The organism is Klebsiella sp. MBT K-1 (genome assembly GCF_002556465.1).
Lineage (GTDB): Bacteria > Pseudomonadota > Gammaproteobacteria > Enterobacterales > Enterobacteriaceae > Klebsiella > Klebsiella grimontii.
This window is the reverse complement of sequence record NZ_PDEL01000001.1, coordinates 338,896-356,432: the sequence shown is the minus strand read 5'-3', so window position 1 is coordinate 356,432 and position 17,537 is coordinate 338,896. Positions and strand designations below refer to the sequence as shown.

Genomic DNA, 17,537 nt, shown 5'->3' with positions numbered 1-17,537 from the left:
GATGTTGGTGACCGGGGCTAAACGCCTTACACTATTGCAAAATATCACTCTGTTAGGGGTATATATGAAATTAGCACTTCTGGGTCGTCAGGCGCTGATGGGCGCAATGGCCGTTGTATTAATGGCTGGCGTCAGCGCAAAAACCTTTGCGGCTGAAAATCTGCTCAATCAGGTTAAAGAGCGCGGCACGTTACGCGTTGGCCTGGAAGGGACTTATCCGCCATTCAGCTACCAGGGAGATAACGGTAAGCTGACCGGTTTCGAGGTGGATTTTGCTAACGAGCTGGCAAAACACCTTGGGGTGAAAGCTGACCTTAAACCCACTAAGTGGGACGGCATGCTGGCTTCGCTGGATTCTAAACGTATCGATGTGGTGATCAACCAGGTCACTATTTCCGATCAGCGTAAGAAAAAATATGACTTCTCTACGCCGTACACCATCTCCGGGATTCAGGCGCTGGTGAAGAAAGGTAACGAAGGCGTGATCAAAACCGCTGCCGACCTGAAAGGTAAGAAAGTTGGCGTTGGCCTGGGCACCAACTATGAAGAGTGGCTGCGCCAGAACGTACAGGGCGTCGACATTCGTACTTATGATGATGACCCGACGAAATATCAGGATCTGCGCGTAGGCCGTATCGACGCTATCCTGGTTGACCGCCTGGCGGCGCTGGATCTGGTGAAGAAAACCGGCAATACCCTGGCTGTAACCGGGGAAGCTTTCTCCCGCCAGGAGTCCGGCGTTGCGCTGCGTAAAGGTAATGAAGACCTGCTGAAAGCGGTTGATGGCGCCATTGCGGATATGCAAAAAGACGGCACCCTGAAGGCGCTGTCGGAAAAATGGTTTGGCGCTGACGTGACGAAGTAACGACCGGCGATGAAAAAAGGCGCTCTTGATAGCGCCTTTTTTTATTTCGTGCGCCATAGCGTGCATAATCAAGGATAACTCAGTCAGGAGGTATTATGTCACTGCAAAATTTAACCCTTTTCCCGCGTCTGGAACTGATTGGCGCGCCGACGCCGCTTGAATATCTGCCGCGCTTGTCCGATTACCTTGGCCGCGAAATCTTTATCAAGCGTGATGATGTGACCCCGCTTGCAATGGGCGGCAACAAACTGCGTAAGCTTGAGTTCCTGGCGGCTGATGCGCTGCGGGAGGGGGCGGATACGCTGATTACCGCAGGGGCCATCCAGTCCAACCACGTGCGCCAGACGGCGGCCGTGGCGGCAAAACTGGGCCTGCACTGCGTGGCGCTGCTGGAAAACCCAATCGGCACCCGGGCCGAGAACTACCTGACTAACGGTAACCGTCTGCTGCTTGACCTGTTTAATACTCAGGTCGAAATGTGCGACGCGTTGACCGATCCGAATGCGCAGCTGGAAGAGCTGGCGACCCGTATCGAGGCTCAGGGCTACCGTCCGTACACGATCCCGGTTGGCGGTTCGAACGCGCTGGGCGCGCTGGGCTACGTGGAGAGCGCGCTGGAAATTGCCCAGCAGTGCGAAGGAGCGGTTGAGCTCTCCTCCGTGGTCGTCGCGTCCGGCAGCGCCGGTACGCATGCGGGCCTCGCCGTGGGGCTTGAGCAACTGATGCCCAATGCCGAGCTTATCGGCGTGACCGTGTCGCGCAAGGTGGCCGACCAGCTGCCGAAAGTGGCTGCGCTGCAGCAGGCGGTGGCCAATAGCCTGGAGCTGGAGGCAAAGGCTGGGATTCAGCTCTGGGATGACTACTTTGCGCCGGGTTACGGGACGCCGAACGACGAAGGGATGGCCGCTGTGAAGCTACTGGCGCAGCTGGAAGGTATCCTGCTGGATCCGGTTTATACCGGGAAGGCGATGGCTGGACTGATTGATGGCATCAGCCAGAAACGCTTTAAGGATGAAGGCCCAATACTGTTTGTTCACACCGGCGGCGCCCCCGCGCTGTTCGCCTATCATCCTCATATCTAATGCAGAACACATAGAATGCAAGAGAGTATCCAACTGGTGATCGATTCTGCGCCTTTTCTGCTGAAAGGCGCGGTATTTACCCTACAGCTCAGCATCGGCGGCATGTTTTTTGGCCTGGTGCTGGGGTTTATTCTGGCGCTGATGCGTATGTCGCCCGTCTGGCCGATTAAGTGGCTGGCGCGGATGTACATTTCCATCTTTCGCGGAACGCCGCTGATAGCGCAGCTGTTCATGATCTATTACGGCTTGCCGCAGTTTGGCATTGAGCTGGATCCTATTCCCGCGGCGATGATCGGCCTGTCGCTCAATACGGCGGCCTACGCGGCGGAAACGCTGCGCGCAGCGATTGCCTCGATTGATAAAGGGCAATGGGAGGCGGCAGCGAGTATCGGGATGACGCGCTGGCAGGCGATGCGCCGCGCTATTCTTCCCCAGGCGGCGCGCGTGGCGCTACCGCCGCTGTCCAACAGTTTTATCAGCCTGGTGAAAGATACGTCGCTGGCGGCGACGATCCAGGTGCCGGAACTGTTCCGCCAGGCCCAGTTGATCACTTCCCGGACGCTGGAGGTTTTCACCATGTACCTGGCCGCTTCGCTTATCTACTGGGTAATGGCAACGGTGCTTTCTACGCTGCAGAACTATTTTGAAAATCAGCTGAACCGCCAGGAGCGAGATCCAAAATGAGTGCGATTGAAGTCAAAAACCTGGTGAAAAAATTCCATGGCCAAACGGTGCTCCACGGTATCGACCTTGAGGTTCAACAGGGTGAAGTGGTGGCGATCATCGGTCCCAGCGGGTCGGGGAAAACGACGCTGCTGCGCAGCATTAATCTCCTGGAGCAGCCGGAAAGCGGCACGATTCGCGTTGGCGACGTGACGATCGATGCCGCGCGCAGCATTAACCAGCAAAAAGCGGCGATTCGTCGTCTGCGTCAGCATGTGGGCTTTGTGTTTCAGAATTTTAATCTGTTCCCCCATCGTACAGTGTTGGAAAACATTATCGAAGGGCCAGTCATCGTCAAAGGGGAGGATAAAAATGAATCCATCGCCCGGGCGCGTGAACTGCTCACGAAAGTTGGGCTTACCGGTAAAGAGAATAGCTACCCGCGCCGTTTGTCCGGCGGACAGCAGCAGCGCGTGGCGATAGCTCGCGCGCTGGCGATGCGTCCCGATGTCATTCTATTTGATGAGCCAACGTCGGCGTTAGATCCGGAGCTGGTCGGTGAGGTCCTCAATACCATTCGCCAACTGGCTCAGGAGAGGCGCACGATGGTTATCGTGACCCATGAAATGAGCTTTGCCCGTGACGTTGCGGACCGTGCTATTTTTATGGATCAGGGGCGCATCGTTGAACAGGGAGAAGCGAAATCCCTGTTTGCTAACCCTCAGCAGGCGCGTACCCGGCAGTTCCTCGAAAAATTCCTGATGCAATAATTTCTTTGCGCTGGCCGCATTCGCTCAGGCGGATGCGGCAGGCCGCGAAGAATTTCCGCTTTATCAGCAAAAAAGCCTCCCCAGATATTGGCGCTCATCAACGGCGATACATCTGTCAAGGTTTTGTGCCACGTCAATTGGCATAATTTTTTAACGCGTCTGGCGCTTTTGCCAACCGCAGTCTAATAAATGCGGTGGCTACCATTTTTTATACATATAAGCAGGATTTATGTGTTAGTTTTATGTATTTATAATAATGATTATCACTCAGGAGTTATTTGGTCAGTTATGAGGGACAATGATTTTTTCAGCTGGCGGCGGGAAATGCTGCAACAATTTCAGTCAGTTTCTGCAGGCGAGGGGGTTTTTCATCTTCTCCAGCAGCAGGCAAAAGGGCTGGAATATGACTACTTCGCACTCTGCGTACGGCATCCCGTGCCTTTTACTCGCCCCAGGGTGACGCTGCAATCAACCTATCCGCAGGCCTGGATGGCGCATTATCAAGCCGAGAATTATTTTGCGATCGACCCGGTACTGCGTAAGGAGAATTTTCTTCGTGGGCATTTGCCCTGGAACGATAAGCTATTCAATGATACGCCTGAATTATGGAACGGCGCGCGCGACCACGGATTACGCAAGGGCGTGACGCAGTGTCTGACGCTGCCTAACCATGCTCAGGGATTCCTGTCGGTTTCAGGCGCAAGCCATAGCCAGGGCCCTTTTGCGGAAGACGAACTGGAGATGCGCTTAAGAACCCTAACCGAATTGAGCCTGCTGACGCTATTGCGCCTGGAGGACGAGATGGTTATGCCGCCGGAAATGAAATTTAGTCGACGTGAACTGGAAATTTTGAAATGGACAGCAGAAGGGAAAACCTCGGCTGAGGTCGCAATGATTCTGTCTATCTCTGAAAATACCGTCAATTTCCACCAGAAGAATATGCAGCGAAAATTCAATGCGCCAAACAAAACCCAAATTGCCTGCTATGCCGTAGCGACGGGCTTAATTTGATTTAATTGGTTGTTCTGCGTGCCAGACGTAAGACCGGCTGTTAGTAATACCTTCAGCCGGTAAATGATTACTGACGATATGCCTGTTTAATTTGCTTAACGGTGCTGGAGAATACGGCAGCCTGAGCCTCATCTTCCATCTGCGCGATTTGCTTTTCCATTTTAATAATCACGCGGCCTGCATCAGCCTGACCCATGGCCTGCAGCATCAGCGTTATCATTGCTTTCAGGCACGAAACTTCCTGTGCCAGTTCTTGATTATTTTCCGCAGTGGAAAAATCTGGTGTGCTCATCGATATCCTCGGTTGCTTTCTGCGCAAATGCGCATGACTAAAAGTGAAGGCGGCGCAGTATACCACAAGCAAAGGAAAAAAAAGGAGTGCTGGATTTCCGTTCTCTCATCCGAATGGTGAATGATTTAATTCACTGAATAATACGTATTCATGAGGTCTAAGCGGGCTAATTTTTTCATGGCGCTGTTTTCGTGTTAATAATTGTTACATATTCAGGCGCTTATTTATCACCTACGCAATGTGTTGTGTTTTTACGTAATCTGTATGATGAATGTTAAAAAATAACTATTGCACAACTCTATGTTATGTATGGCTTTCCAGCAGGTGTGCAGACAAATTTCCATCGCGGCGGAAGAAATCTTTCCAACAACATTTTTTGGCTTTTAAAATTAGGTTAAAACCCGGTAATATGTGGGAGATAAGCTATCAGTAGCGTTATCCCTAATTCTGGAGAATATTCCTTTGATCAACGTCCTTCTTGTTGATGACCACGAACTGGTGCGCGCAGGGATACGACGCATTCTGGAAGATATAAAAGGGATTAAAGTTGCCGGCGAGGCCTGCTGCGGTGAAGATGCCGTGAAATGGTGCCGCGCGAATCCCGTAGATGTTGTCCTGATGGATATGAACATGCCGGGTATCGGGGGCCTTGAGGCCACGCGAAAAATTGCCCGTTCCGTTGCCGATGCTAAAGTCATTATGCTTACCGTCCATACGGAAAATCCGCTGCCGGCAAAAGTGATGCAGGCTGGCGCCGCAGGTTACCTTAGTAAAGGCGCCGCGCCGCAAGAGGTCGTGAATGCGATTCGCTGCGTGGCGTCAGGCCAGCGTTACATCGCCTCTGATATCGCCCAGCAGATGGCGCTTAGCCAGATCGAACCAGAAAAGGCGGAGTCGCCGTTTGCCAGTTTGTCTGAGCGAGAATTGCAGATTATGCTAATGATTACCAAAGGTCAGAAGGTCAATGAGATCTCAGAGCAGCTGAATCTGAGTCCGAAGACCGTGAATAGCTATCGTTACCGCATGTTCAGTAAATTGAATATTCATGGTGATGTGGAGCTGACGCACCTGGCAATTCGCCATGGCCTGTGCAATGCGGAGTCGTTAGCAAGTCAGTGAGTGATGTTTTTGACGCAAAAGCTTTCCTGAAAACAGTGACCAGCCAGCCGGGCGTCTATCGGATGTATGATGCTGGCGGTACTGTCATCTATGTAGGCAAAGCAAAAGATCTGAAAAAGCGGCTTAGCAGCTATTTCCGTAGCAACCTGGCTTCGCGTAAAACCGAAGCGCTGGTGGCGCTTATCGCCCAGATAGACGTCACGGTGACCCACACCGAAACGGAAGCGCTGCTGCTTGAGCACAACTACATCAAGCTATACCAGCCGCGTTACAACGTGCTGCTGCGCGATGATAAATCCTATCCCTTTATTTTCCTTAGCGGTGATACGCATCCTCGCCTGGCGACGCATCGCGGGGCGAAGCACGCTAAAGGTGAATATTTTGGCCCGTTCCCTAACGGTTACGCGGTTCGCGAAACCTTAGCGCTGCTGCAAAAAATCTTCCCCATCCGCCAATGTGAGAATAGCGTTTATCGCAACCGCTCGCGGCCGTGCCTGCAGTATCAAATTGGCCGCTGTTTGGGGCCGTGCGTCGCGGGACTGGTGAGCGAGGAAGAGTATGCCCAGCAGGTCGACTACGTACGCCTGTTCCTTGCAGGTAAAGACGATCAGGTGCTGACCCAGCTGATTGCCCGCATGGAAAAAGCCAGCCAGGCGCTGGAGTTTGAAGAGGCGGCGCGGATCCGCGACCAGATTCAGGCCGTACGCCGGGTTACGGAGAAGCAGTTCGTCTCCAATACCGGGGACGATCTGGACGTTATCGGCGTGGCGTTTGATGCCGGAATGGCGTGCGTCCACGTGCTTTTCATACGCCAGGGGAAAGTTCTTGGTAGCCGCAGCTATTTCCCCAAAGTGCCCAATGGCACCGAGCTGGGTGAAGTGGTGGAAACGTTTGTCGGGCAGTTCTATTTACAGGGCAGCCAGATGCGTACGCTGCCGGGCGAGATCCTGCTGGATTTCAACCTCGGCGACAAAACCCTGCTGGCGGATTCACTCTCTGAACTGGCCGGGCGCCGGGTTAACGTACAGACTAAACCCCGCGGCGATCGCGCGCGCTACCTGAAGCTGGCGCGGACTAACGCCGCGACGGCGCTGACCACCAAAATTTCCCAGCATTCGACGATTACCCAACGCCTGCGGGCGCTGGCGACATTGCTCAAGCTTCCCGCCGTCAACCGGATGGAATGCTTTGATATCAGCCATACGATGGGTGAACAGACGGTTGCGTCGTGCGTGGTTTTTGATAGCAACGGGCCGCTGCGAGCGGAGTATCGCCGCTACAATATCACCGGCATCACGCCGGGAGATGATTATGCGGCGATGAACCAGGTTCTGCGTCGTCGTTACGGCAAGGCAATAGAAGAGAATAAAATCCCCGATGTCATACTGATCGACGGCGGTAAAGGCCAGCTTGGGCAGGCGAAAGCGGTTTTTGCCGAGCTGGATGTGCCGTGGGATAAAAATCATCCTCTGCTATTGGGCGTGGCAAAAGGCAGCGATCGTAAAGCGGGGCTGGAGACGTTATTCTTCGAACCGGAAGGCGAGGGCTTTAGCCTGCCGCCGGATTCCCCCGCGCTGCATGTGATTCAGCATATTCGCGACGAGTCGCACGATCACGCCATTACCGGCCACCGTAAAAAACGGGCAAAAGTAAAAAGCACCAGCACGCTGGAAACCATTGAAGGGGTCGGACCAAAACGCCGACAGATGCTGCTGAAATATATGGGCGGTCTGCAGGGGTTGCAGAAAGCCAGCGTGGAAGAAATTGCTAAAGTACCGGGTATATCTCACGGTCTGGCAGAAAAGATCTTCTACTCGTTGAAACATTAGGGGCTCTGTAGCAACATAGGGCTAATTTTTACTTACAACAGATAGTTACCCGTTACTATGCAATTTAATATCCCTACATTGCTTACCCTGTTTCGCGTCATTCTTATTCCTTTCTTTGTACTGGCGTTTTACCTGCCGTTTACCTGGGCGCCTTTTGCCTGCGCGCTAATTTTCTTTGTTGCCGCTGTGACCGACTGGTTTGATGGTTACCTGGCGCGTCGTTGGAATCAGAGCACCCGTTTCGGCGCCTTTCTCGATCCGGTTGCCGATAAAGTTATGGTTGCCATTGCCATGGTGCTGGTTGCCGAGCATTATCATACCTGGTGGGTGACGTTACCGGCCGCCACGATGATCGCGCGTGAAATTATTATCTCCGCACTGCGCGAGTGGATGGCTGAACTGGGCAAGCGCAGCAGCGTCGCGGTATCCTGGATAGGCAAAGTGAAAACCACGGCGCAAATGGCGGCGCTGGTGTGGATGCTGTGGCGGCCAAATATCTGGGTTGAATGGGCGGGGATTGGTCTGTTTCTCGTCGCGGCTGTGCTGACGCTATGGTCTATGCTGCAATATTTGAACGCGGCGCGCGGCGATTTGCTTGATCAGTGATCGTTTCGACGCAATTTTCAGCAAACAACACAAGGTTTTAAAAAATATCGTTGACTCATTGCGCCAGGTAAGTAGAATGCATCGCATCGAACGGCAGCACAGTCTGGCAGACGATAACAAAATCAAGTAATTAGCAAATTAGCTTGATGATGCGGGAATAGCTCAGTTGGTAGAGCACGACCTTGCCAAGGTCGGGGTCGCGAGTTCGAGTCTCGTTTCCCGCTCCAGTTTAGAACATCGGCAGCTGCGGGTGTTAAAGCATTAAGGCGCGTTAGCAAAGCGGTTATGTAGCGGATTGCAAATCCGTCTAGTCCGGTTCGACTCCGGAACGCGCCTCCAATTTCTATCCCGAGCCCGGATGGTGGAATCGGTAGACACAAGGGATTTAAAATCCCTCGGCGTTCGCGCTGTGCGGGTTCAAGTCCCGCTCCGGGTACCATTGGGATAAAGCAGAATAATCAAAGCAATAAGCAGTGTCGTGAAACCACCTACGGGTGGTTTTTTTGTTTTTCCACAACGTCACTTTAGTCCCTCAACGTCACCTCACTCTATTTTGTCATAGGACAAAACAAGCTTCTGTTGCTACTATCTGCCAGCACTCGATCATTATCTCAATAAGTGGGGATGAAATGTTTACTGGCCTCTGCGCTTTTCCTCTGACTCCGTTCAATCATCACGGCGTTGATGAAACCGCTTTTGCTCGCATTGTTACTCGTCTCGTTGACGCAGCTGTCGATTCTCTCGGCGTGCTCGGTTCCACGGGAAGTTACGCATACCTCAGCCGTGAGCAGAGAATGCAGGTTGTCCGACAGGCAAAATCGCATGCCGGCTCGGTGCCGATGATGGTGGGGATCGGGGCGGTGGGAACCGATCAGGTTCTTCGTCTGGCAGACGATGCCCAGCGGGCGGGTGCGAACGCGCTACTCCTGCCGGTGATGGCTTATCAGCCCCTGTCAGATGAGGAAATTTTGACTTTTTACCAGACCGTTTGTCGCCATGTCTCTGTACCCGTTTGCGTTTACGACAATCCGGTTACTACCCATATTTCTCTGTCCGATGAGCTCAAAAGCGCGATAGCCGCGCTGCCGGGTATTGCCTCAATGAAAATACCCGGACCCGCCAGCCATGAAGTCGCGCAACGCGTGCAGAGCCTGCGGCGACAGCTCCCGGCGGAGGTGTCGATTGGGATTAGCGGAGACGCCAGCGCGGCCGATGGGCTGAACGCCGGCTGTGCGGTATGGTATTCCGTGTGCGGCGGACTTTTCCCGAACGTTGCCCAAGAGATAGTGGCTGCCGCGAGGCGGGGCGAGGCCCAGCGGGCGACGGCGATAAGCGCCAGGCTGGAGCCGCTGTGGATGCTGTTCCGCAAGTATGGCGGAAGCCTGCGGGTCACTGCCGCCGCGGCGACGATCCTCGGTATGTGCGCTGAGGATTGCTTACCGCGCCCGCTGTTACCGCTCTCGCCGGAGGCCTTTAGCGAGATTGCTGAGACGCTGCGCCGTCTGAACCTTGAGTAGCCGGGTGGTTTTCTCTCGCTATTTCCGCTACTGTAAGCGCCATTTTTTACGACGATGAGCCTGTTTATGAAAACTGGACCCCTGAACGAAAGCGAAGTTGAATGGCTGGATGATATCCTGTCGAAATACGCGGTAGAAGGCACCATCATGGACGTTGCCGAGCTTGATGGGCTGCTGACGGCCATTCTCTCCGGGCCGACGGAGATTGAGCCCGCGCAGTGGCTGATTGCTATCTGGGGAGGAGCGGATAACGTGCCGCGCTGGGCCAACGATCGCGAACGGGATCGTTTTGTGAACCTGACGCTGCAGCAAATGAGCGATATTGCCGAGCGTTTAAGCGATTATCCCGATCAGTTTGAGCCGATGTTTGGCAGCCGGGAAGAGGAAGGGCAGGAACTCACGATTGTCGAAGAGTGGTGTTTCGGCTATATGCGAGGAGTGGGATTGAGCGACTGGTCCGCGCTGCCGTCTGAGCTGCAGGCGGAGCTGGACGCCATCGCCCTGCACGGTACCGAGGAGCGATTCGAGGCGCTCGATGAATTATCCGCCGAAGCGTTTATCGCCAGCGTTGAGCGAATTCGTCCTGCGGCCCTCGCGCTATACAACTACTGGACTGAGCACGCGCAACCGGCGGAAGTTCAGCAGCCCATCAGAAATGAGGCGAAGATTGGGCGCAACGATCCCTGCCCGTGCGGCAGCGGTAAGAAATACAAGCAGTGCTGTTTAGTGAAATAAAAGAAGGGGGCCAAATCGGCCCCCTCTTTTTTACCCCACCGCGGGCAGCAGGCCTGCGACAATCGCAAACTGGATCGCGACAATGCCGATTCCGCATAGCAGAACAAGCCATAGCGCGGGAGAACCGCCCGCCACCCGCCATGCCGCGTCGGGATGCTGCTGACGGCTCTTCATGACCAGCAGCGAAGGCAGCATGAGCGCGAGCACGGCCAGCGCGACGCCCGCGTAGCCTAACGCCATCACGAAGCCGCGTGGATAAAATAGCGCGAAGGCCAGCGGAGGCAAAAAGGTAATCAGACCGCTCTGTAACCGTCCTGCGGCGCTGTTCTGGCGTTGAAACAGATCGGCCAGATAGTCGAACAACCCAAGCGCCACGCCGAGGAACGACGTCGCCAGCGCCAGATCGGCAAACAAGTGTACCGCCAGCTCAACATGCGCCGAGGCAACCACTTCACGGATCGCTTCCAGCAGGCCATTAAGCCCGGCATTTTTTGCCAGCAGCGCGGTAAATACCGGGGAGTCAATACTGCCAAGCGTCGCCAGCTGCCAGAAAATATAGGCGACCAGGGGAATAAAGCTCCCGATGACAAATACCCGGCGCAGCTTGCGAATATCTCCGCCCAGATAACTCACAATACTGGGTATGCTGCCGTGAAAACCAAAGGAAGTAAAAATCACCGGAATGGCCGACAGCGCCAGTCCCTGCTGTAGCGGCAGAGTCAGCAGATTTATCTGGTGAATATGCGGCAGCAGAAGAGCCAGCATAATGGCGAGAAAGATAATTTTGGCGCTGAATAAAAAGCGGTTGAAAAGATCGACCAGCGAGGTCCCGATGCACACTACCGTTCCACCGATCCCGGTAAAAATCAGGACACCTGCCGCGGGAGGCAGGCGCCAGTCCAGCCACTGATTGAGGCTGGAAGCCAGCAGCTCGCCGGCGCCGCTGATATAGGCGGCGGTGAGCGCGTACAGCAGAAACAGCATGCAAAAACCGGTAGCCCACTGCCCGTAACGGCCCAGATAGCGAGCCGCCAGCGAACCCAGCCCCATATCCGCCGGCACGTGTTGATACACTTCCAGCAGCAGTAAGGCGGTGTAACACATCAGCGCCCACAGCGTTATCAGCAAACCTAAGGTGACGCCGAAACCGACGCCCGCCGACGCCAGCGGCATCGCTAACATCCCGGCGCCGATGGTGGTGCCGGCAACGATTAAAATACTACCCAGAGTGCGGTTCTTCACGCTTTTCTCTATCCATCACGGATTACACAATTAATTATGCCGCGCAGAGTATGTGAAATCAGTGAGTTCGTCAAATGAGGGTTACAGATAGCGTAATGAAAAATTTACACCACAAAGGGTTGCGCTAAAGCTGCGCTGGCGCAATAACCTGCCGCTGCGGCTGGTTTACTCTTCGGGGTTTACGGGAGGGGTTATGCCATCAATTCATGGTCACGAAGTGCTGCAAATGATGATTTCATCAGACGAGTCTTACACTGTTGCTACGCTGGAAGCGGCGATTATCGCCCGTTTCGGGAAAGAGGCTCGATTCCATACCTGCTCGGCGGAAAATCTGAGCGCGGCGGAGCTGGTGGCGTTTTTGCAGAAAAAAGGCAAGTTTATTGCCGCTGATGAAGGGTTTAATACGCACGAAAGTAAAATTTGCCGCCATTAATTTGGCAGCGAGCGCTGAGCCTCGCTGCCGTCTTTATTAATTTTGCGTATCGAGCGTTGCCAGCTCTTTATCAATAAAATACAGGCCTTCGCCGCTTTTGCCGGCGAGGGACAGTTTATCAATAACGGATTTAAACAGTTTCTCTTCTTCGTGCTGTTCAGCAACGTACCACTGCAGGAAATTAAATGTTGGATAATCCTGGCTGGTCATCGCCGCATGGGCCAGTTCGTTAATTTTCTGCGTAATCAACTGTTCATGTTCATAGGTCGCGCGAAACAGCTCATCCAGAGAGGTATATTCGGCAACCGGCGAAGCGATAGCGGTGATGCTGGGCAGGCTACCGGTATCGGTCAGATAGTCGAACAGGCGCTGCATATGGGTCATCTCTTCCTGCGCGTGGCGGCGCAGAAACGCGGCGGCGCCTTCAAAACTGTGATAGCTGCACCAGGCGCTCATTTGCTGATAAAGCAGAGAAGAATAAAGTTCGAGGTTCATCTGCGCATTCAGCTTTTCGATCATTTCATTTTTTAGCATCAGGCCGCTCCGGGAAAATAGAATTAAGGATTATTGTGCGCTCACTATAATTTGTTATTAATTTATTTGCAAAAAGTAAATTAATAAAATCATTTATTAATAATGCAAATGGGAATAACACGCATTGGCGATTTAAAAATAATGAGAATGGTTTTAATTTAATATTTTAAGCCATTAATCGGCAGATCAATTTTAGCGGCGAGAATTGACCTGCCAGGCAACCGTAACTGGATGAGCCTGAGATGGGCGCGGGGGACGACGCCTTACCGGCAGGGGACGGAAGTCAAAAGTGTGAGGCGAGATGCAATTTATAAAACAACTTTTCATAAAATTTGAAAGTATGTTCGTAAGGTAGTATTGTTCTTAGCAACGCTAACGAACTATCGCGGGAGTGCCCGCACAGCATTCAGGAGAGTAAAGCATGAAAATCGCACTGATGATGGAAAACAGCCAGGCGAACAAAAACGCCATCATCCTCAATGAGTTAAACGCCGTTGCTGACGAGAAAGGTTTCCCGGTTTATAACGTCGGGATGAGCGATGAAAACGACCATCACCTGACCTATATCCATCTGGGGATCATGGCCAGCATCCTGCTGAATTCGAAAGCGGTCGATTTTGTCGTGACCGGCTGCGGCACGGGCCAGGGCGCGCTGATGTCGCTGAATATTCACCCGGGCGTGGTTTGCGGCTACTGCATCGATCCTGCGGATGCCTTCCTGTTTGCGCAGATCAACAACGGTAACGCGCTTTCTCTGCCGTTTGCGAAAGGGTTTGGCTGGGGCGCGGAGCTGAACGTCCGCTTTATCTTTGAAAAAGCCTTCACCGGTCGCAACGGCGAAGGTTATCCGCCGGAGCGTAAAGAGCCTCAGGTACGTAATGCCGGGATCCTGAACACGGTGAAAGCTGCGGTTGTTAAGGAGAACTACCTGGATACGCTGCGCGCCATCGATCCGGAGCTGGTAAAAACCGCCGTTTCTGGCCCTCGTTTCCAGCAGTGTTTCTTTGAGAATTGCCAGAATAAAGAGATCGAAGCGTTCGTTCGCCAGATCGTCGGTTAATATCCGATCAGTATGAATTTTCCAGGCCAGCGCTGCTGGCCTTTTCTTTATCTACTTGTTTTGTTCGATACGCTGCTACCCGCTTCTCTGCTCAAATGCAGGCTATCAATCATTCCTACCAGGCAAATCAACGCAATAAAAATAAACGACAGGCGGAAGCTGATGCCCGGCAGGTGAGAAAGCGTAAACCAGTCGCTGAACGCTTCCCCAAGACGAATACCAATCGCGCCGAGCGTGATCCCAAGCCCAACGGCCAGCTGTGAAGCGGTACTGAACAGGGTATTGGCATAGCTCATTTGCGTGGCAGGTACATCGGCAAACGCGAGCGTGCTGATGCCGGTAAATTGGATAGAACGGAAAACGCCGCCAAGATACAGAATCACCAGGATCAGCCAAACTGGCGTTTGCGGGGTTAAAAAAGCGCAGGCCAACAGCGAGAAAACGTTTAATGCGCCGTTAATCAGCAGCAGGCGGCGAAAGCCCAACCAGCGGATCAGCGGCGTTGTGAGGGGCTTGATGGTTAAGTTGCCGACAAACACGGCCAGCACCAGCAGCCCCGAGTGGAAGGGGTCCATACCAAATCCGACCTGGAACAGCAGCGGCAGCAGAAACGGCACGGCGCTAATCGAGGCGCGGAACAGGGAACCGCCGTACATGGTGACCCTGAAGGTGGGGATCTGTAGCGCATCAAGGCGCACCATCGGCCACGCGGTTCGACGGAAATGCCGCAGCGAGAAGAGCATACAGCCAAGGCCTAACGCCAGCAGCGCCAGGGTGTGCCAACCCAGAGGCTGGCGCTCGCCGAGAAGCTCCATGGCGGCAACCAGGCTAATCATCGCCACCGAGGTGGCAAGAAAGCCGGGCAGATCGAAAGGACGGCGCTCATCTTCGCGAATATTGGGAATGATGCGCAGCGACAGGGCGATAGCGATAAGCCCGAGCGGAACGTTAATAAAGAATATCCAGTGCCAGCTGGCGTAGCGGGTAATAAATCCGCCCAGCGGCGGGCCAATAATTGGCGCGACCAGCGCCGGCCAGGTCAGGGTAGCAATCGCCTTAATCAGCTGATGTTTCGGTGTGGTTCGCAGCACCGCCAGCCGGCCAACGGGTACCATCAGCGCGCCGCCTATCCCCTGAAGAATGCGCATCGCGACGAACACATCAACATGGGTCGACAGCCCGCAAAACACCGAAGCCAGGGTAAAAATCGCCAGCGCCAGAGTAAAGATTTTCCGGGCGCCGAAACGATCGGCGATCCAGCCGCTGGCCGGTATCAGGACCGCAAGGGTAATAAGATAGGCGCTAATCCCGATATTGAGATCGACCGCCGTCACGCCAAAATCTTTCGCCATGTCGGGCAGGGCGGTGGCAATCACCGTGCCGTCGAGAAACTCCATAAAAAAGGCGCCAGCCACCAGCAGCGCAGGCCCTGAAAAAGAACGGTCATCCCTGGAAGAGGTGTTTGTACTCATTATTGTGTCGCTGCCATAGCAAAGAGAGCGCAGAGTTGTCCGGAGCGTTCAGTGCTTAAATCTCCGGTTTTGCTCACTGTTGTTTAATAATTAAATTATTTTTGTAAAAAATAGGTGATTTTGCGCACGTTTTGATTGATTTTTGTGATGTAAGTCATATTATAGCCGTAAAGACATTAACACCTGCATAACAAAAAATGGAGTCAACCATGAAACTGCGCAAAATCCTGAAGAGCATGTTCGAAAACTACTGCAAAACCTTCAAAGACGTACCGCCTGGCGGTATGTTCTGATAAAAAACCTGCTGCGGCAGGTTTTTTTATATTCCACGATTTAGGTTACTATTACGCTCCTGAAAAAAGGAGTGAAACATGTCTCAACATCTTACCGAACACGACGAACTGGTTTCTGACGTGGTTGCCTGCCAGTTAGTCATCAAACAGATCCTCGATGTCATTGATATTATCGCCCCTGTCGAGGTACGCGAAAAAATGACCACCCAGCTGAAAGCTATCGATTTCGCCAGCCACCCGGCGTCGGCTGACCCGGTGACCCTGCGGGCGGTACAAAAGGCCATCGCGCTGATTGAACTGAAATTCACCCCGCAGGAAGAAGCGCACTAGCTGCGTTAGCCCCGTCATCATTGCGATCGCGGGGCGTTTTAACCGATTAGTGGGATACGGCGGTTTGAATGGCGCCTTTCTGGGTATCTTTAAACAGCTTGCTGTTGCCCCAGCACTCTTCGTAGCGGTGGCCGACTAAATCTTCCACGATAAGGCGAACCTCCGGCGCGATATCGCCGATCTTACCACCTGCCTTAATGCGCGCGACCTCCTGCAACACCACCAGGTGCGCCTTACGATCGAGCTTCATCTGCTTACTGAACACAATGGCTGCCAGAGCCAGCAGAATCACCCCCGCGCAGAACACAACCGCAATCGCGGTGACCGCGCTTTCAGGCTGCGTATGCGCCTTCGACTGGAATCCGTAGAAGCTGAGGATCGCCCCCATGGAAAAGACGATGATAGAGCGCAAAATTTTACCGGAGAAGGTCATTGCTCCCGCATAGATCCCTTCGCGGCGACGGCCGGTATAGATTTCATCGACATCCGCCAAAAAAGTGTAAACGGTCCACGGAATGTAGTACACGCCGCCGGTGCCCAGGCCGAACAGTACGGTAATGCCAAACATAAGAATGGTTGCCAGGTGTGCTGGCAGATGGAAGAACCACAGCGAGGTGTAGAGCAGTACGGCAAAGATAACCACGCTCAGCGCCAGAATATAAGGTTTACTGAAGCCTTTCTTCACGCACAGGCCGATAAACAGGGCGGTTGATACCAGCTGCAGAATGGAGTTCAGACTGTTGAGGCCGGCCACCATCGCCGGATCGTGCTGCAGCACGAAGATAACGAAGTAAGTGAAGATCGACGCAAACAGCCACTCGGCGCCGAAGCCGCAGAGATACATACCAAGGTGTTTACGGAATACGCGCAGATAAAACGTGGAGCGCATATCTTTCGCCAGCATCAGCAGCGTACTGAGCAGCCCCTTTTTCTTTCCTTTGCTCATTTCTTCTTCTCGCGGACGCTCCCAACTGCAGTACCACAGGCAGGAGATGGCCACGATGAGAATGACGCCGTAGGTGAGCCCGGTCAGGAAGAACGGGGTCGCGGATTCTTTCCCATAGAGCAGGATAAACTGTCCCGGGATAAAGGCCGCCAGGAAGTTGGCCAGTTTGCCGAAAATCGCTTTGTAACCGGTCAGTTTCGAACGCAGTGAGAAATCGTCTGTCATTTCGGTCGCCAATGTTTCATAGGGGACCATAATCGAGGTATAAATGATTTCAAAGACGACGTAGGTGCACAGGTAGTACCAGAAGCCGAGGCCTTCTACCCACAGCAGCGGGTAGAACATCATCAGCGGAATGCCAATCAATAAAAAGAAGCGGCGACGACCGAAGCGTTTACCCAGCCGCGTTTTGCCAAAGTTATCGGTGAGATAACCCATAAGCGGGTTACTAATTGCGTCAATAATACTGGCGACGGAAAAGATAAAGGAGGCTTCGATCAGCGTCAGCCCGCAGAAGGTTGTATAAAAATAGAGCAGCCATGCGCCGCTGATCGCCAGTGCGCCGCTTCCCAGCAAATTCCCGCCGCCGTAGGCTAACTGATGGCGTAACAAAATCGGTCTTCCCTGCAGCCCCTGTGAGGCTGAAGCCGTATATCTTGCCATTAAAATAAACTCCGTGTTTTAAATTTTTGAAACACTGTTTTTATATTATTAACTCATGGTTTTAAACGTGATCCA

The 17,537-nt window shown here is 53.3% G+C and carries 19 protein-coding genes and 3 tRNA genes; 17 read left to right on the top strand and 5 right to left on the bottom strand.

The window, feature by feature from the left end; translation table 11 throughout:
• Window positions 1–64 precede the first annotated feature (64 nt).
• The 5 genes from tcyJ (at window position 65) to sdiA (ending at window position 4,391) form a co-directional block, all read left to right on the top strand.
• Window positions 65–865: a cystine ABC transporter substrate-binding protein gene (gene tcyJ / locus CMQ96_RS01670; protein ID WP_098065734.1), complete on the top strand. Its 801-nt coding sequence runs from the start codon at window positions 65–67 to the stop codon at window positions 863–865.
• A 95-nt stretch (window positions 866–960) separates the two neighbouring features.
• On the top strand, window positions 961–1,947 hold the full coding sequence (dcyD, locus tag CMQ96_RS01665) for a D-cysteine desulfhydrase (protein ID WP_024359891.1): 987 nt from the start codon (window positions 961–963) through the stop codon (window positions 1,945–1,947).
• 15 nt (window positions 1,948–1,962) lie between these two features.
• A complete protein-coding gene (tcyL, locus tag CMQ96_RS01660) occupies window positions 1,963–2,631 on the top strand; it encodes a cystine ABC transporter permease (protein WP_004103458.1) in 669 nt (222 codons plus the stop codon).
• Window positions 2,628–3,380, top strand: coding sequence for an L-cystine ABC transporter ATP-binding protein TcyN (gene tcyN / locus CMQ96_RS01655; protein ID WP_004122108.1), 753 nt, complete (start codon window positions 2,628–2,630; stop codon window positions 3,378–3,380). The genes tcyL and tcyN overlap by 4 nt, the downstream gene beginning before the upstream one ends.
• Window positions 3,381–3,668: 288 nt before the next feature.
• Window positions 3,669–4,391, top strand: coding sequence for a transcriptional regulator SdiA (gene sdiA / locus CMQ96_RS01650; protein WP_024359890.1), 723 nt, complete (start codon window positions 3,669–3,671; stop codon window positions 4,389–4,391).
• A gap of 67 nt (window positions 4,392–4,458) precedes the next feature.
• Here the strand turns inward: sdiA and CMQ96_RS01645 are convergent, their stop codons facing one another.
• The gene (locus tag CMQ96_RS01645; RefSeq protein WP_004122104.1) at window positions 4,459–4,683 is read right to left on the bottom strand and encodes a DUF2594 family protein; all 225 of its coding nucleotides are present in this window, start codon (window positions 4,681–4,683) and stop codon (window positions 4,459–4,461) included.
• A gap of 462 nt (window positions 4,684–5,145) precedes the next feature.
• Between CMQ96_RS01645 and uvrY the strand changes: the two genes are divergently transcribed.
• The 8 genes from uvrY to CMQ96_RS01600 all read left to right on the top strand — a co-directional run bounded on the left by uvrY (window position 5,146) and on the right by CMQ96_RS01600 (window position 10,489).
• The gene (gene uvrY, locus CMQ96_RS01635; RefSeq protein ID WP_004122102.1) at window positions 5,146–5,802 is read left to right on the top strand and encodes a UvrY/SirA/GacA family response regulator transcription factor; all 657 of its coding nucleotides are present in this window, start codon (window positions 5,146–5,148) and stop codon (window positions 5,800–5,802) included.
• The gene (gene uvrC / locus CMQ96_RS01630; protein WP_049099988.1) at window positions 5,799–7,631 is read left to right on the top strand and encodes an excinuclease ABC subunit UvrC; all 1,833 of its coding nucleotides are present in this window, start codon (window positions 5,799–5,801) and stop codon (window positions 7,629–7,631) included. The genes uvrY and uvrC overlap by 4 nt, the downstream gene beginning before the upstream one ends.
• A 57-nt stretch (window positions 7,632–7,688) precedes the next feature.
• Window positions 7,689–8,237, top strand: coding sequence for a CDP-diacylglycerol--glycerol-3-phosphate 3-phosphatidyltransferase (gene pgsA / locus CMQ96_RS01625; RefSeq protein ID WP_004122100.1), 549 nt, complete (start codon window positions 7,689–7,691; stop codon window positions 8,235–8,237).
• A 151-nt stretch (window positions 8,238–8,388) separates the two neighbouring features.
• Window positions 8,389–8,464, top strand: a tRNA-Gly gene (locus CMQ96_RS01620).
• 38 nt (window positions 8,465–8,502) lie between these two features.
• Window positions 8,503–8,576, top strand: a tRNA-Cys gene (locus CMQ96_RS01615).
• Between the two features lie 13 nt (window positions 8,577–8,589).
• Window positions 8,590–8,676 (top strand) — tRNA-Leu (locus CMQ96_RS01610).
• Between the two features lie 190 nt (window positions 8,677–8,866).
• On the top strand, window positions 8,867–9,754 hold the full coding sequence (locus tag CMQ96_RS01605; protein ID WP_098065732.1) for a dihydrodipicolinate synthase family protein: 888 nt from the start codon (window positions 8,867–8,869) through the stop codon (window positions 9,752–9,754).
• Window positions 9,755–9,820: 66 nt separating this feature from the next.
• Window positions 9,821–10,489, top strand: coding sequence for a YecA family protein (locus CMQ96_RS01600; protein WP_004136609.1), 669 nt, complete (start codon window positions 9,821–9,823; stop codon window positions 10,487–10,489).
• A 30-nt stretch (window positions 10,490–10,519) separates the two neighbouring features.
• Here the strand turns inward: CMQ96_RS01600 and tyrP are convergent, their stop codons facing one another.
• Window positions 10,520–11,731: a tyrosine transporter TyrP gene (tyrP, locus tag CMQ96_RS01595; RefSeq protein WP_024359887.1), complete on the bottom strand. Its 1,212-nt coding sequence runs from the start codon at window positions 11,729–11,731 to the stop codon at window positions 10,520–10,522.
• Window positions 11,732–11,924: 193 nt separating this feature from the next.
• Here tyrP and CMQ96_RS01590 point away from each other — a divergent pair, with 193 nt between their 5' ends.
• The gene (locus tag CMQ96_RS01590; protein ID WP_004136615.1) at window positions 11,925–12,164 is read left to right on the top strand and encodes a YecH family metal-binding protein; all 240 of its coding nucleotides are present in this window, start codon (window positions 11,925–11,927) and stop codon (window positions 12,162–12,164) included.
• Between the two features lie 36 nt (window positions 12,165–12,200).
• On the opposite strand, the gene ftnA is transcribed toward CMQ96_RS01590, so the two are convergent.
• Window positions 12,201–12,698, bottom strand: a complete 498-nt coding sequence (gene ftnA, locus CMQ96_RS01585; RefSeq protein WP_004136616.1) for a non-heme ferritin — start codon at window positions 12,696–12,698, stop codon at window positions 12,201–12,203.
• 421 nt (window positions 12,699–13,119) lie between these two features.
• Between ftnA and CMQ96_RS01580 the strand changes: the two genes are divergently transcribed.
• Window positions 13,120–13,758, top strand: a complete 639-nt coding sequence (locus CMQ96_RS01580; RefSeq protein WP_004136617.1) for an RpiB/LacA/LacB family sugar-phosphate isomerase — start codon at window positions 13,120–13,122, stop codon at window positions 13,756–13,758.
• A 47-nt stretch (window positions 13,759–13,805) separates the two neighbouring features.
• On the opposite strand, the gene CMQ96_RS01575 is transcribed toward CMQ96_RS01580, so the two are convergent.
• On the bottom strand, window positions 13,806–15,230 hold the full coding sequence (locus tag CMQ96_RS01575; protein ID WP_004136618.1) for an MFS transporter: 1,425 nt from the start codon (window positions 15,228–15,230) through the stop codon (window positions 13,806–13,808).
• Between the two features lie 209 nt (window positions 15,231–15,439).
• Here CMQ96_RS01575 and azuC point away from each other — a divergent pair, with 209 nt between their 5' ends.
• Window positions 15,440–15,523: a stress response protein AzuC gene (azuC, locus tag CMQ96_RS01570; RefSeq protein ID WP_004136622.1), complete on the top strand. Its 84-nt coding sequence runs from the start codon at window positions 15,440–15,442 to the stop codon at window positions 15,521–15,523.
• Window positions 15,524–15,601: 78 nt separating this feature from the next.
• Entirely contained in the window at window positions 15,602–15,853 is a 252-nt protein-coding gene (locus tag CMQ96_RS01565) for a DUF2766 family protein (protein WP_004103438.1), read from the top strand.
• 46 nt (window positions 15,854–15,899) lie between these two features.
• On the opposite strand, the gene CMQ96_RS01560 is transcribed toward CMQ96_RS01565, so the two are convergent.
• On the bottom strand, window positions 15,900–17,411 hold the full coding sequence (locus CMQ96_RS01560) for an MFS transporter (RefSeq protein ID WP_004136624.1): 1,512 nt from the start codon (window positions 17,409–17,411) through the stop codon (window positions 15,900–15,902).
• Window positions 17,412–17,537: the final 126 nt, after the last annotated feature.